Below are 14,358 nucleotides of genomic sequence, written 5' to 3'. Positions count from 1 at the left end.
CCTGCGACTCCTCAGGCCGCTCCGAGTTCTTGCTGGACGATGCGGATGAAGCGGCCGGTCCAGTCTTCAACGGTGTCGGCGTCGCGGTGCTCGACGAGGATGCGGATCTTGTTTTCGGTGCCGGAGTAGCGGATGAGCTGGCGGCCGGCATCCCCGAAAGTGGCGTCGGCTTCGGCGATGGTCTGGGACAGGCCGGGGAGGGTGTCGATGGGCGGCTTGGAGGCGACGGGCAGGTTGATGAGCTTCTGCGGGAACTCGGTCATGCAGTTGGCGAGCTCGGCGAGGCCGGCATTTCTGCGCTTCATCATGCCGAGGATCTGCAGCGCGGAGAGGATGCCATCGCCGGTGGTGGCGTGGTCGGCGAAGATGAGGTGGCCGGAGTTTTCGCCTCCGAAAGAGTGGTTGTTTTGGCGCAGCGCCTCGATGACATGGCGGTCGCCGACCGGGGTGGTGATGACCTTGATGCCGTTTTTCCGCATCGCCTCGTGCAGGCCGAGGTTGCTCATCACGGTCACCGCCACGGTGTTGCCGCGGAGTTTTCCCTGCTCCTTCAGGGCCAGCGCGCTGAGGGCGAGGATGCGATCGCCGGAGACGGCCGTGCCGGTGGCGTCGGTGAAGATCACCCGGTCGGCATCGCCATCGAAGGAAATGCCGAGATCGGCACCATGGGCGCGGACGAGCTGGCCGGCGTGCTCGGGGTGGAGCGCGCCGCAGCCGTCGTTGATGTTGATGCCGTCGGGCGTGCAGCCGGTCTTGATGACCTCGGCGCCGAGTTCGCGGAAGATGAGCGGGGCGATGAACCAGGCGGCGCCGTGGCCGCAATCGACCACGATCTTGAGCCCGTGGAGCGGGATGTTGTCGGCAGTGTGCTTGGCGTATTCGATGTAGCGGCCGCGGGCGTCGTCGATGCGATGCGCCTTGCCAATCCGCGCGGGCGGGACGGCGGGGGCGTCGCCTTCCTCGCCGAGGATGTAGCGCTCGACGAGGCCCTCGAGCTGGTCGTTGAGCTTGAAGCCGTCGGGGCCGAAGATCTTCAGTCCGTTGTCCTCGAAGGGGTTGTGGGAGGCGGTAAGCATGATGCCGGCGGCGCAGCCCATCGATTTGGTGAGGTGGGCGATGGCCGGGGTGGGCAGCGGACCGGGCAGATAGACGTCCATGCCCGAGGAAACGAGACCCGCGGTGAGGGCGGTTTCGAGCATGTAACCGGAAATGCGGGTGTCCTTGCCGACCACGACGCGGTTGCGGCGGTTGCCGTCGGCGCGGAGGACTTGCGCCACCGCCTGGCCGACCCGCAGAGCGACCTCCGGGGTGATGGGGAACTCGTTGGCGCGGCCGCGGATGCCATCGGTGCCGAAAAGTTTCATGCGGGCTTATGTTCATAGAAAAATGAACTGGCAAGCTGGAAATGAGAATTGGATTCGGGGACGGACCCCTTCGAAGGGTGTTTGTTCAAGAATTAATGAACACAAGACTCGGTGGACGGAAAGAGGTGAGATTTCCAAAACAGTGACTTCCGTCCCCGTCCCTCCGTGCATGATTTGCCCGCCCATTCAGTGGGTTCAGGAATGAGTCGTGATTTTCGCTCGCCGGGCTTCGTGGGGGCGGGGAACTTGAAGCATGCAGAGGACGGCGGTGCTGAATGTGGTCGGGTTGTCGGCATCCTTGCTGGATGAGCGGATGCCGCGGCTGCGCGCCTTCGCGGAAAGAGTCGGCCGCCAAAGCTTCAGGCCGGCCTTTCCGGCGGTGACGTGCACGGCACAGTCGTCGATGCTGACCGGACTCCCGCCCGCGGAGCACGGGATCGTGGGCAACGGCTGGTATGACCGCGAGTCGGCGGAGGTGCGGTTTTGGAAACAAAGCAACCGCTTGGTCCGGGGCCGGAAGATCTGGGAGGTCGTCAAGGAGCGCGATGCGGCGTTTACCTGCGCGAACCTGTTCTGGTGGTACAACATGGCGACGGCCGCGGATTTCGCGATGACGCCGCGGCCCTTGTATCCCGCGGATGGGAGGAAGGTGTTCGACATCCACACGCAGCCCATGGGCTGGCGGGAGGAGGTGAAGGCGGCGCTCGGCGAGTTCCCGTTTCCGTCGTTCTGGGGCCCGATGGCCGGAATCGCGTGTTCCGAATGGATCGCCGCGGCGGCGAGGTGGACGGAGGAAAAGGCCTCGCCGACGCTGTCGTTGGTGTATCTGCCGCACCTCGACTACGGCTTGCAGAAATTCGGTCCCGGCGCACCGGAGATGGACAAGGAGCTGGGCGAGATCGACCGGGTGACGGGAGAGCTGATCGACTTCTATGAGGCGCGGCAGGTGAAGGTGATGGTGGTTTCCGAATACGGGATCGGGCCGGTGGAGCGGCCGGTGCACCTGAACCGGCTGATCCGGCGAAAGGGCTGGCTGCAGGTGAAGGACGAACTCGGGCGCGAGACGCTGGACGTGTTCGGCTCGGAGGTCTTCGCGGTGGCCGATCACCAAGTGGCGCACGTTTACGCGAGGAAGGGGGCGACGCCTGAGCTGCGGGCGTTTCTGGAGCAGATCGACGGCGTGGCCGAGGTGCGGGAGTCGATCGATGGCGAGCGCAGCGGGGACTTCGTGGTCGTGGCAGAGCCGGACGCGTGGTTCACCTATTACTACTGGGAGGACGACGCCAAAGCGCCCGATTTCGCGCGGACCATCGATATCCACCGCAAGCCCGGATACGATCCGGCGGAGCTGTTTCTCGACCCGGCGATCCGCGCGCCGAAATGGGAGGTGGCGAAGTTTCTCCTGAAGAAGAAGCTCGGGCTGCGCGGGCTGCTGGAGGTGATCCCGCTGGATGCGAGCCTGGTGAAGGGTTCACACGGGCGGGACGCGGTGGAGGAGGGCCTGCGGCCGGTGATCCTGGGAGCGGCGGGGGCGGTGAACTCGGCGGAGGATGTCTTCCGGGAAATGCTCGCCGCGATCGGTGCCGGGGCGCCTTCGCCCCACGGGGAGTGAAGCGGCCTCGCGAGCGATGGGAGGAAAGCGTGCCGTCTAAAATTTCTCCGCGGTCCGCCGGCGTTTCTCGAAGATCGCGGTTTCCCCGTAGCCGCAGGATTTGGCCAGCTCGGTCGCCGGGGCGAAGTCGCGGGCGACTTCGGCGGGGGTGTGGGCGTCGGAGGAAATGACCAGCGGGATGCCGGCGGCGCAGGCCAGCTTGAGGAAGTCGGCGCTCGGGTAGGCTTCGGCGCAGGGTTTGTGCCAGCCGGCGGTGTTCAGCTCGATCGCTTTTCCGGCACCGGCGATCGTCTCCACGACCGGCTCGTAAAAACGGGTCAGGTCGCCGCCAGGGGCGTAGGCGAATTTTTTCACCAGGTCCGGGTGGGCGAGAATGTCGAAAAGGCCGCTGGCCGCCATCTCGGCGTAGGTTTTCCAGTAGTGGGTCCAGACGTCCTCCACGTCCGCCTCCGCCCAGCGGCCGAGCCACTTCGGGTTGTCGAAATCCCAGGTGCCGAGATAGTGGACGGAACCGATGAGGTAGTCCCAGTCGTAGCGCCCGGCGAGATCCTCGATCCAGCCCTCGCAGCCGGAAAGCCAGTCGCACTCGAGGCCGGCCCGGACGGCGAGGCGGCCATCGGCATGGCGGCGGCCGCGCTCGATGAGTTCGAAATACCGCGGCAGGTCGGCCTCGCGCATCCGCCAATCGTCGAAGGGTTCGGGGCGGGCCGGGGCGTGGTCGGACATCCCGAACTCGCTCAACCCGGCGGCGATGGCCGCCTCGACATAGGCTTCAGGCTCACCTTCCGCGTGAAGGCAGAGCGGCGTGTGGGTATGATAGTCGGCGGGCAAGGCGGATTCAGGGTTGCGGGTGTTTCCTAACGGGCTCTATCTTGGAGCGGGCGCCGCCCTCCATCCTTGATGAACTTTGAAGCAAGCCAAGCTCAAGCTGTCGCACGATTCACCGATCCCCTGATCGCGCAACTCAAACGGCATCCGAAACGGGTGGTCTTTTGCGATGGTGAGGACCTGCGCGTGCTGCGGGTGGCCGAGCGCCTGGTGAAGGCCGAAGCCGTAGTGCCCATGCTTCTAGGCGATGCGGCGAGAATACGGGCGATGGCGGACGAGCATGGGATCAGCCTGACCTTCGTCAAGGTGCTGGAGCCCCGCACGGCGGCCGACTTTCCGCTGTTCTGCCAGCGGTATGAAAAAATCCTCAAATACCGTGGTTCAGTGGCCGACGACATCGAGAGCGTGGTGTCCAAACCCGCGGTGTTCGGATCCCTGATGATCCAGTACGGCCAGGCCGATGCCATGGTGGGAGGCAATGCGTCGATGCCGACAGCTTTGTTCCGGGCTTTGATCCAGAGCATCAAGCCCCTGCCGGACGTGCCGAAATTCTTCGGGGTGACGGTGCTTTCGGCCCCCCACCTCGATCATTTCGGGGGCGATGCTCTTCTTTTCCTGGCCGACACGGGCATGATTCCCGAGCCCACCACCGACCAGCTTGCCGCGATGGCGATCGAGACCGGCAAGCTCGCCCGACACATGCTCGGACGGAGACCCCGCGTCGCCCTGCTCAGCCATTCCACCAAGGGCTCGGCCGGCACCGGACCCGCCCGCAAGGTCGCGGCGGCCGCGGCCTTGGCCCGCGACAAGGCGACGGAGGATGGCCTCGACCTGTGGATCGAAGGGGAGGTGCAGGCCGACGTGGCGCTCGATCCCGAGGCGGCCGAAATCAAGCTCGCCAAGGCGGAGGACCGGGCCTCGGCCGACGTGCTGGTTTTTCCCAACCTCGATGCCGCCCACATTTCCCTGAAGCTGCTCCAGCACTGCGCCGGGGCGGTGAACTTCGGTCCGCTGGTGGTGGGGCTTGCCCGGCCGGTGGCCCAGGTGCCGCGCACCGTGTCCGAGGACAGCCTTTTCGGCACTGCCGCCGCCGTGGCGGTGGAGGCCATCAAATATCACCACTTGTATCCCGACGGAGAGGTCTGACGACAGGCTTCAGGCCTCCGGTCCGAGGCTCTCGGCGAGGCGGCCGAAAAGCTCGGCATCCTCCATTTCCTCGTGAACCGCGAAGGCGGCCTCCAGATCCTCGACGATGCGAAGTACGAGGTCTCCCGGAGTAAACGGCAGTCTGAGCCGGGATCGGAGTTCCGGTGAGGCCCGCATCAGCCGGCGGGCCAGGACGTCGCTCTCGATCGGGCTCAGCCCGCCGGCGGGGTCGAAGGTGCGATGCCCCCGCTGCGCATCCGGGATCACCAGGTAGAAGGTCCCCGGGAAATTCACGCCCCGCATCTGTGCCCCGAGACGTTGGCCGATGAGGAGCAGGATCGCCCCGAGCCCGAGTGAGTTCCCGGGCGTGCCTTCAGCCAAGGCGGCGAGATCGTAGTGCCGGGGAACCAGATCGCCCCCGCGATCGACCTTCAGATAGTTTTCCAGCAGAAACCGGCACAGCGCCGCCTCGCCGCCCTTGGAAAAGGAGGGCTCCGCTTCCTCGGCCAGAAGGTCCAGGGCATCACCGAGCGGTTGTCGCAGGCTCACTCCGTCGTGGAGGAAATCGGAGATCGCCCGTAGCAGCGACTCGGCGGCCTCCCAGTCCTCGGCCAGTCCGCCGAGGCCCCGGGTCGGGACCACCCATTCTTCCGCCAGGCGACGGCGGCGGGCTGGGCGGAGCAGACGTCCCAAGGTGCGACGTTCCGCAGGATCGAGGGGAGCGGGAAGGTCATCGATCCAGTCGCTCACATCACCGTGGTAGGCTTCCAGCTCGCGCATGACCGACGACCGGACTTCCGGAGTCTCGTCATCGACCAGGCGGACCAAGGTAGCGAGGTGTTGCGAGCTGGGTCCGGGCGTCGACATGGGGAAACAGGCACGTCCGCGGAAAAAGGGTGGTGAGGACGGCCCGCTGCGGGAAAAATGGTGCGCGATACTGGGTTCGAACCAGTGACCCCCACCGTGTCAAGGTGGTGCTCTACCACTGAGCTAACCGCGCATGGAGCGGGACTTTTTAGGGCCCCTGCCGCGAAGGAGGCCGGAGGCTAGGGGCCCGATCGGGTGGATGCAAACGCTTTTTTCAACGAGTTGGCCAGACCGTTTCCGGCGGCATCGGCACCGGGTGCCGGGGCACGAAAAAGGCGGAAGCCCGGGGGCCTCCGCCTCTTTAAAAACATCAACCGACGCGAACAGTCCGATCACGGCGGAGGTGACGAATCTGTCGCTGGGAGTGAAGTTACTTCTTCTTGGCGGCTTTTTTCGCGGCCTTCTTGGCGGCTTTCTTCGCCACCTTCTTGGCTGCTTTTTTCGCTACCTTTTTGGCGGGGGCCTTCTTGGCAACCTTCTTGGCGGCCTTCTTGGCCACTTTCTTCGTCACCTTCTTGGCCGGGGCCTTCTTGGCGGCCTTTTTGGCCACCTTCTTCGCCGCCTTCTTGGCGGTTTTTGTCGTCTTCTTGGCAGGCATGGCTTTGTGTCGTTTTAGTTCGCGTTCGATGTTGGTTTTCTCTTCCGGAGTCAAAGTTCCGGCGGAGAGTAGCGCGAGGAGCGCCTCGCCAAGGCGTCCTCCGAAAGCGTTGGTCAGAAAGTCATCGGCCGCCTTGCCGGCGATCTGTTCCTGGCTGTAAGCCGCTTCGTAAGTATGGGCCCGACCCGAGCGGGTCCGCTTGACGAGCTTCTTGCGCTCGAGGCTCTGCATGACGGACAGAACCGTGGTATAGGCGCGATCCTTCCCGTCCGGAAGTGACTCAAGTACGCCGCCTACAGTAGACGGTCCTTCGTGCCAGAGGACGGAAAGGGCCTGCAATTCTAGATTGGATGGTATCGCTGGCATCAGAGGTTGCTCTGTTTGTTACCACCATGAAGCTAGTACTACATATACCTGTCAAGTTCAAACACCCCGACATTTTAAATTTCCGAAATAATTTTTCCGGGTGCGCGCTGTCGCCTACGGCAGGTGGCGTAGATGAGCCGGCGGGGCGATATCAGTGGCTCGGGGCGCCAGCCGGGCGCTTGAAGCCGGGAACGATTTTCTGGATCGCGCTCCACAGCTCGTCCTCGCTCGGATGGCCGTTGAAGAGGATGCTTCCGTCGAGGTCCACCAGCACCATCGTGGGTGCCGACTGAATGCGCAGCAGGGGCGCCAGCGGCCGCTTTTTTCGGTCCAGCACCCACGGACCGGCGGGACGTTTTCCCAAGGACTCCAACATCGCGAGGGTGTCGGTGCGCGTCTCTTCGTCGGACTCGCCGACGATGGACATGACCGCGATGCCGGCTTTCTCAAGGGAGGAGGCGAGCTTGGCGAAGTCGCCGAGGCTTTCCTCGCACTCGCGACTCCAGGGAGAAAAGAAGTGGATGAGGAGCGCCTTGCGATCGCCGACGACTTCGTGAAGTGTCGTACTTCCGCCGTCGAGGGTCTCAAGGCTGATGCTGAAATCCAGGTGCAGGTTCCGCATCGCCTCCTGCAGGCGCAGGCGCTCGATGTGGGGCGCGAAGGCGGCGCCCTGTTTCGGGCTCAGCCAGAAGGCTTCGGTGATGTGCTGCTTGAAGCCGGCGGTGTCGTCCTTTTCGAGGCAGGCAATGGCCTGGGCGTATTCAACGACCGCCAGCCAGTCCTCGCGCACGCCGAAGATCTCGGAGTCGGCGAGCTTGAAGCTGTCCCGCCGGGCCTGGAACTCCGGTGCGAGGCCGGCGATCATCTCGTCTTCGCGGCGATCGACGGAGTAAAGAAAGCGCGCCTCCAACACCGATTGGTCGGAGGCGCCGAGCTGGCGGGCGCGGTCGATGGCTTTGTCGAGAGCCTGCTTCGACTCCCGCTCGGAAAGCATCAGGTCGACCGCCTCGCGGAGGCTCATGCCGGCCGCCGGCTCCTCCGCCCGGGCCAGGGGGGCGAGGGCGAGAAGGAGCGCGATGCCGGCCGCCCGCATCATCGGCCGGGAATGGTGAGGGTCTGGCCGAGCTTCACCGTCGTTTCGGTGGCGGCCATGCCGTTCGCCGAGCGCAACGCGTCCTGCGAAACGCCGTATTTCTTGCTGATGCCCCACAGGGTGTCGCCCCTGACCACGGTGTGAGTGCGGCCGGAAGAGGCGACCGACGGGGCCGGGCTGGCGGTCGAGGGGGCGGGTGCCGGAGCCGGAGCGGCCTCTTCGTATGCGGCGCTGCCGTAGGATGGATCGGAGGCCGGCGCGTTGACGTCCTGATAGGGCGCGGATTCGTAACCGCCGGAGTTGGGAACACCATAGGGGTTCGAGGTGTCGTAGCCACTGGCGGTATCGTAGTTCTCGTCGCCCTTGAAGGTGCTGCATGAGGCAAGCGCGGAGGTGGCGAGGAGGGCGGTGAGGCGGATCTTTGGATTCATCGGTCTGGTAGGGTTCGGGTTCTCAGGCGGCCGGTTTGGAAAGAGAACGACACCCGGCGGGTGGTTTATTCAATCCTCCGAAAGAAGTCGATGGCCGTTTGCGTGGTGTGGGCGGCGAGTTGCTCGACCGATTCGCCGCGGGCTGACGCGATCCGTTCGGCAATGACCGCGACTCTTGCGGGTTCATTGCGCTCACCCCGATGAGGATGGGGCGCGAGATAGGGGGAGTCCGTTTCCAGCATGAAACGGCCTGCCGGAACCTTCGTCGCGACCTCCAGAACGTCGCCGGCGTTCTTGAAGGTGGCGACGCCGCCAAAGGACACCAGTCCGCCGAGGTCCAGCACCGCCTGCGCGTTTTCCCCATGACTGATGAAGCAGTGGAAAACCGCGCGCACCTCCGCGGCGTGCCGGCGGTAGATCGACAGGGCGTCTTGGAAGGAAGCATCGCCGCTGCGATCGCGGGTGTGGATCACCAGGTTGAGCCCCGCTTCCGCGGCGAGTCCGAAGTGGGCATCGAGAAGCTCCCGCTGGCGTTCGCGAAAACCGGTCTCGTCCCAGCCCTCGGGCGCGGGATGAAAGTAGTCGAGCCCCGTTTCCCCGATGCCGCACACGCGAGGATCGGCGAGGTGAGGCCGCAGCTGGTCGATGACATCTTGCGGAGCGTGATGGACGTCGCAGGGGTGGATCCCGATGCAGCACTTCACGCCGGGGTGCGCCGCGGCGATCTCGAGGTTCGGCTGGAGGTCATCGAGGCAGGTGGCCAACGTCACCATCCGCGTCACGCCCCCCTCGCGGGCCCGGGAAACGAGGGCTGCGACCTCGCCGCGGGGGAACTTGTGGGAGGCGAGGTGGCAGTGGGAATCGGTCAGCATGGGAAAAAACTCAGGCCTCCTGGGTGCGGGGCCGGTAGAGGACGGCGAACGGCACGAAGAGCACGGCGGTCGCGGCCATCAGGGCGGTGAAAAACCAGAAGTAGGCGGCCTTCTCCAGCTTGTTGCCGCCACCCAGGCGGCTGGTCAGGGTGAAGGGTTCGGAGGACACCTCGGCCTCCAGCTTGCCGCCGTGACGGATCAGCCAGGGCTCATCGGGGTGAAAGCGATCACTCCACGAAGCCTTCGTTTCCCCCGGGGCGCCCTCGGCCAGCGATACCAGCGTGGTGAGGTCCCAAGGGGTCTTCATTTCGCCATCGGCACCGGCACTGGTGAGGCGCATGGTGAGGGAATTCAGGATGTCGTAGCGGATCGCATTTCCCCACGGATCCTCGCCGAGCCCGCCGACTTCCTCAGGCGTGGGCGGACGACCCAGCTCGACGGCTTGCCGGCCGATCTTCTTCGCCAGTTCCTCCATGGCTTCGCGACCGGGAAACTCGGCGGACTTGAGCTTGCCGTTTTCCACCCGGGCGATGAGGTCGTCGTCCGTGCCGGTGGTGCCGTCGTATCCGGGAAGCACCACGTTTTGCGGCGAGTCCTGCCAGTCGGACGGCAGCCGGTGGATGGCAGCCTCCAGCTGCGTCTTGGCCGGCTCGTCGATCTGGATGAAAATATTGACCAGGGCGGTGATGCCGTTGCCCACGAACACGGAGAACAGGAACAGCGACATCATCATCGACTTCATGTGCTTCGGTGCCTGGGTGTAGGCGAACTCGAGGCCGACGATGGAAATCATGATCTCCGCCGAGGTGAGCACCACATAGGCGGCGAGTTGCCAGGTGACGTGAGGGGCCTGGCCGGCATCGATCTTTTCCTGGGCGATCGCGACCAGCGCGAAGGCACCCGTCATGAGAAACATCCCGGTGGCCATCTTCCGCAGCGGCGTCACGCGCACAACCTTTCCGACCGCCGGATAGATGCCGAAGGCGAAGACCGGGATCAGAAGCAGGATCAGGATCGGATTCGCCGCCTGGATCTGCGAGGGGAGGAGCTCGATGCCAAACAGATGGCGGTCCATCGACACCGCCTGGAATACCAGCGTCGAGGCCGTCTGATCGAACAAGCTCCAGAACACCGCCACAAACAGGAACAGCGGGATCAGCCATGCCAGCGACCCCAGGCCCTCTTTGGAAAACACCTGCCCCACGAAATCGGAGCCGCTCGCAGGCACGTGAACGAAGCGGTGGCGCCCGATCCAGAAAACCACCGTCGCAAGCGCCATCAGGATGCCCGGCAGGCCAAACGCCCAGTGCGGGCCATACCACTCCAGCAGCCAGGGGATCAGCAGATTCGAGATCGCCGCGCCGAGGTTGATGGAAAGATAGAACAGGTTGAAGACCTTCGTCAGCAGATGCTGGTTGTTCGGTCCGAACTGGTCTCCAACGTGGGCGGAAACGCAGGGCTTGATGCCGCCGGCACCGATCGCGATGAATCCCAATCCGGCCAGCAGCCAACCCTGCACGATGCCGCCGATCCCCATCAATGCCAGGCACAGGTGGCCCACGCAGTACACGACCGACAGCGTGATGATGGTCCGGTATTTCCCCCAGAACCAATCGGACACCAGCGCGCCGAAGAAGGGGGTGAAGTAAACCGCGGCGGTGAAGGCGGCCACATACACGGTGGCCTGCGTCTCGGACATCGACTCGCCTCCGAGGTAGCCGAGGTAGTTGGCCAGGAAGATCGCCAGCCCCGCCTTCATCCCGTAGAACGAGAACCGCTCCGCGGCTTCATTGCCCACGATGTGCGGGATGCCCGTCGGCAGCTTGGGAGAGTCGGAAGGTTCGGTGCGGTATTCGGCCATGGGTCGGTCGCCTGCGAGGCACGTTGGACGCCAAGATCTCCGGGAATTGCCTCGATCAGAAAATCCCCCGAGAACGGGATCACCAGCGAACGGCCGCCGCCGCCCAGGTGAGGCCGGCGCCGAAGGCCACCAGCACGACGTTGTCGCCCTTCTTGATGCGGCCGGAGCGGTGCGCTTCATCGAGCGCGATCGCCACCGCCGCCGCGGACGTGTTGCCGTATTTCTGGAGGTTGGTGAAAACGCGGTCGTAGGGGACGTCGAGACGCTCCGCGATCGCATCGATGATCCGCAGGTTCGCCTGGTGGGGCACCACCAGCGCGATGTCCTCGGGCTTCAGGCCCGAGCGCTCGATGACCAGCTCGGCGGATTGCTTCATCCGCGTCACCGCGTGCTTGAAGACTTCCTTGCCGAGCATCGACATCGTCGCCAGGCGCTGGTCGGCGTTCTCGATCGTGATCGGGCAGGCCGAGCCCCCGCCGGGAATATTGAGCAGGTGGGTCTGGCGGCCATCGGTGCCGACCTCGGTGGCCAGGATCTCCCCCTCGTCCGGAGAGCTGGCTTTTTTCAAAACCGCGGCCCCTGCCCCGTCGCCGAACAGCACGCAGGTCGAGCGGTCGTCCCAGTTGACGAAGGCGGACAGCTTTTCCGCGCCGATGATCACCGCATTGCTGAAGGCGCCGTCGGAAATCAGGCGCTTGGCGATCTTCATCGCGAACAGGTAGCCCGAGCAGGCCGCCGAGATGTCGAAGGCCACGGCCCCCAGCGCGCCGATCTTCTGCTGCACGTAGCAGGCCGTGGCGGGCGTGAGGGTATCCGGCGTGATGGTCGCCACGATGATCAGCTCGATCTCGCTCGCCTCCATCCCGGCCTGCTCGAGCGCCCGTTCGGCGGCCTTGGCGGCGAGGTGGGAGGTAAACTCGTCATCGGCGGCGATCCGGCGCTCGCGGATGCCGGTGCGGGTGACGATCCACTCGTCGGAAGTGGCGACCATTTTCTCCAGGTCGGCATTGGTCAGGACCTTCTCCGGAACGTAGCTGCCGGTGCCTGCGATGCAGACCGGCGTCTCAGAATGCGCGGCGCTCATGTCGGCGGCGAATCTGGGTGCTGGACTCCAACGAGGCAAGGGGGAAGGGGGGCTTCGATAAACCACCCGCTGGCGCCCCTCGTGTGAGGGGCGACACGTCGAGCCCTTCAGATTCCCGTCGCCGACGTTGTTTCAATCCGCGCCCCTCGTGTGAGGGGCGACGGGCACGCATTCGAGCTGATCCCCCTCACCGTTGTTTCAATCCGCGCCCCTCGTGTGAGGGGCGACGACTCCAGCCTGAGGTGAAGGTCTCGCACCACCTGTTTCAATCCGCGCCCCTCGTGTGAGGGGCGACATTCCCGTGTGGTCGAACTGGGGACGCGCCAAGGAGTTTCAATCCGCGCCCCTCGTGTGAGGGGCGACCGTCTGAATCCCTCGTGTCCATTCGTCACCGCGGAGGTTTCAATCCGCGCCCCTCGTGTGAGGGGCGACTCGCGTCCGCTCTGCAAGGTGCTTGGGTTGCCACGTTTCAATCCGCGCCCCTCGTGTGAGGGGCGACTACGTCTCGTCCAGCGCCGGCGGAGCAACGGATGGTTTCAATCCGCGCCCCTCGTGTGAGGGGCGACGTTACGACCTGCGCTCCGGCGGCACGCATGTCGTGTTTCAATCCGCGCCCCTCGTGTGAGGGGCGACGTTACGACCTGCGCTCCGGCGGCACGCATGTCGTGTTTCAATCCGCGCCCCTCGTGTGAGGGGCGACTCGCGTTCTTCGACTTCGCCCGCGGCGGCGACGAGTTTCAATCCGCGCCCCTCGTGTGAGGGGCGACTGGAGCGGGCGCGGCAGGCTGCGCGCGAGGCGGCGTTTCAATCCGCGCCCCTCGTGTGAGGGGCGACTTCCTGGAACTGTTGGATGCGCAGCCAGTCGATGTTTCAATCCGCGCCCCTCGTGTGAGGGGCGACGGGGCGCGGGCAAGAGCCGTCTCGGCCAGGGCATGTTTCAATCCGCGCCCCTCGTGTGAGGGGCGACGCGCCGGCGGGTCAAGGGATGGAGGATGCCCGAGTTTCAATCCGCGCCCCTCGTGTGAGGGGCGACAGGTGATCGTCGCCGTGAAGGTGGTCCCTGCGGTGTTTCAATCCGCGCCCCTCGTGTGAGGGGCGACCGGAGTGGCTGGAATCCCAGCAACGCCGCGAAGGGTTTCAATCCGCGCCCCTCGTGTGAGGGGCGACAACAGCAAGCGATCGCTCCTCGGCTGACATCATGGTTTCAATCCGCGCCCCTCGTGTGAGGGGCGACTGACCGCGCGGGAGATCGAGGCGCGGGAAAGCGAGTTTCAATCCGCGCCCCTCGTGTGAGGGGCGACCGGCAGCGACCAGTCCTCCATGTCGGAGAGCTTGTTTCAATCCGCGCCCCTCGTGTGAGGGGCGACTGGGCTTCATCCTGATCAGCTCCGGACCGCACGTGTTTCAATCCGCGCCCCTCGTGTGAGGGGCGACGGTGAAGCCGGGGCACATGTTCAGCTTTCCGCGGTTTCAATCCGCGCCCCTCGTGTGAGGGGCGACCCTTTGCCGCTTTCATACGACAAGAACGCCGCGAGTTTCAATCCGCGCCCCTCGTGTGAGGGGCGACGCGGGTAGACCTCGGGGTGACCCTCAAACCAATTGTTTCAATCCGCGCCCCTCGTGTGAGGGGCGACAGGCGGGCGAGAAGCCGGAAAGCGATGATCTGATGTTTCAATCCGCGCCTCTCGTGTGAGGGGCGACCCTGCTCTTCAACGCCATCGACCACCGCGAGTGGTTTCAATCCGCGCCCCTCGTGTGAGGGGCGACCCGCGGGTGACGGAGGTCTCGAAGATCTCGCTGCCGTTTCAATCCGCGCCCCTCGTGTGAGGGGCGACGCCTGCTCTTCAACGCCATCGACCACCGCGAGTGGTTTCAATCCGCGCCCCTCGTGTGAGGGGCGACGCCGAGTGCACCGCCGCCATTGCCGAAGCCTACGTTTCAATCCGCGCCCCTCGTGTGAGGAGCGACCCCCGTCTCCACCGACCCGGCGGGGAGCGTGATCAGTTTCAATCCGCGCCCCTCGTGTGAGGGGCGACCGCCCGCGGGATGTGGTAGCTTAGGGGCCGCGATGTTTCAATCCGCGCCCCTCGTGTGAGGGGCGACTTACCTTGAGCCGGACCCCGAAAATCGGTCCAATGGTTAAGCTATGATTGTGGAGCGTGGGTTGGTACCGCAAACCGAACCGAACACGCACAAAATGAAAGGCAAACGCAGAAGACACGACCCCGAGTTCAAG

The 14,358-nt window shown here is 64.9% G+C and carries 11 protein-coding genes, 1 tRNA gene and 1 CRISPR repeat array; of the genes, 2 read left to right on the top strand and 10 right to left on the bottom strand.

Annotation, left to right across the window (positions count from 1 at the left end):
* Nucleotides 1-11: 11 nt before the first annotated feature.
* Entirely contained in the window at nucleotides 12-1,364 is a 1,353-nt protein-coding gene (gene glmM, locus ABXH26_RS03970) for a phosphoglucosamine mutase (protein ID WP_353565743.1), read from the bottom strand.
* A 253-nt stretch (nucleotides 1,365-1,617) separates the two neighbouring features.
* Here glmM and ABXH26_RS03965 point away from each other — a divergent pair, with 253 nt between their 5' ends.
* Complete coding sequence (locus ABXH26_RS03965; RefSeq protein ID WP_353565742.1) at nucleotides 1,618-2,976, top strand: alkaline phosphatase family protein; 1,359 nt, start codon at nucleotides 1,618-1,620, stop codon at nucleotides 2,974-2,976.
* Nucleotides 2,977-3,012: 36 nt separating this feature from the next.
* Here ABXH26_RS03965 and ABXH26_RS03960 read toward each other — a convergent pair whose 3' ends face one another.
* A complete protein-coding gene (locus ABXH26_RS03960; protein WP_353565741.1) occupies nucleotides 3,013-3,807 on the bottom strand; it encodes a histidinol-phosphatase HisJ family protein in 795 nt (264 codons plus the stop codon).
* A gap of 69 nt (nucleotides 3,808-3,876) precedes the next feature.
* Here ABXH26_RS03960 and ABXH26_RS03955 point away from each other — a divergent pair, with 69 nt between their 5' ends.
* The gene (locus ABXH26_RS03955) at nucleotides 3,877-4,950 is read left to right on the top strand and encodes a phosphate acyltransferase (protein ID WP_353565740.1); all 1,074 of its coding nucleotides are present in this window, start codon (nucleotides 3,877-3,879) and stop codon (nucleotides 4,948-4,950) included.
* A gap of 9 nt (nucleotides 4,951-4,959) precedes the next feature.
* On the opposite strand, the gene ABXH26_RS03950 is transcribed toward ABXH26_RS03955, so the two are convergent.
* From ABXH26_RS03950 to ABXH26_RS03915, 8 genes are all read right to left on the bottom strand, one after another.
* Nucleotides 4,960-5,817 carry a transglutaminase family protein gene (locus ABXH26_RS03950; protein ID WP_353565739.1) on the bottom strand — a complete coding sequence of 286 codons (858 nt, stop codon included), beginning with the start codon at nucleotides 5,815-5,817 and terminating at the stop codon, nucleotides 4,960-4,962.
* A 58-nt stretch (nucleotides 5,818-5,875) separates the two neighbouring features.
* Nucleotides 5,876-5,950: transfer RNA gene (locus ABXH26_RS03945), tRNA-Val, on the bottom strand.
* Nucleotides 5,951-6,187: 237 nt separating this feature from the next.
* Nucleotides 6,188-6,781 (bottom strand): BlaI/MecI/CopY family transcriptional regulator, encoded by a 594-nt coding sequence (locus ABXH26_RS03940; protein ID WP_353565738.1) that lies wholly within the window; start codon nucleotides 6,779-6,781, stop codon nucleotides 6,188-6,190.
* A gap of 151 nt (nucleotides 6,782-6,932) precedes the next feature.
* Nucleotides 6,933-7,877, bottom strand: a complete 945-nt coding sequence (locus ABXH26_RS03935) for a TlpA family protein disulfide reductase (RefSeq protein WP_353565737.1) — start codon at nucleotides 7,875-7,877, stop codon at nucleotides 6,933-6,935.
* A complete protein-coding gene (locus tag ABXH26_RS03930; RefSeq protein ID WP_353565736.1) occupies nucleotides 7,874-8,305 on the bottom strand; it encodes a LysM peptidoglycan-binding domain-containing protein in 432 nt (143 codons plus the stop codon). The genes ABXH26_RS03935 and ABXH26_RS03930 overlap by 4 nt, the downstream gene beginning before the upstream one ends.
* Nucleotides 8,306-8,370: 65 nt before the next feature.
* Nucleotides 8,371-9,177: a TatD family hydrolase gene (locus ABXH26_RS03925; RefSeq protein WP_353565735.1), complete on the bottom strand. Its 807-nt coding sequence runs from the start codon at nucleotides 9,175-9,177 to the stop codon at nucleotides 8,371-8,373.
* A 10-nt stretch (nucleotides 9,178-9,187) separates the two neighbouring features.
* Nucleotides 9,188-11,038, bottom strand: a complete 1,851-nt coding sequence (locus ABXH26_RS03920; RefSeq protein ID WP_353565734.1) for a POT-type proton-dependent oligopeptide transporter — start codon at nucleotides 11,036-11,038, stop codon at nucleotides 9,188-9,190.
* 79 nt (nucleotides 11,039-11,117) lie between these two features.
* Entirely contained in the window at nucleotides 11,118-12,122 is a 1,005-nt protein-coding gene (locus tag ABXH26_RS03915; protein ID WP_353565733.1) for a beta-ketoacyl-ACP synthase III, read from the bottom strand.
* A 129-nt stretch (nucleotides 12,123-12,251) separates the two neighbouring features.
* A CRISPR array of direct repeats spans nucleotides 12,252-14,225; the repeat unit is 33 nt; unit sequence GTTTCAATCCGCGCCCCTCGTGTGAGGGGCGAC.
* Nucleotides 14,226-14,358 lie beyond the last annotated feature (133 nt).

It is taken from the genome of Haloferula sargassicola, from assembly GCF_040362925.1.
In the GTDB taxonomy this organism is placed as follows: Bacteria; Verrucomicrobiota; Verrucomicrobiia; order Verrucomicrobiales; family Akkermansiaceae; genus Haloferula; species Haloferula sargassicola.
This window is presented reverse-complemented; position numbering and strand designations above follow the sequence as displayed.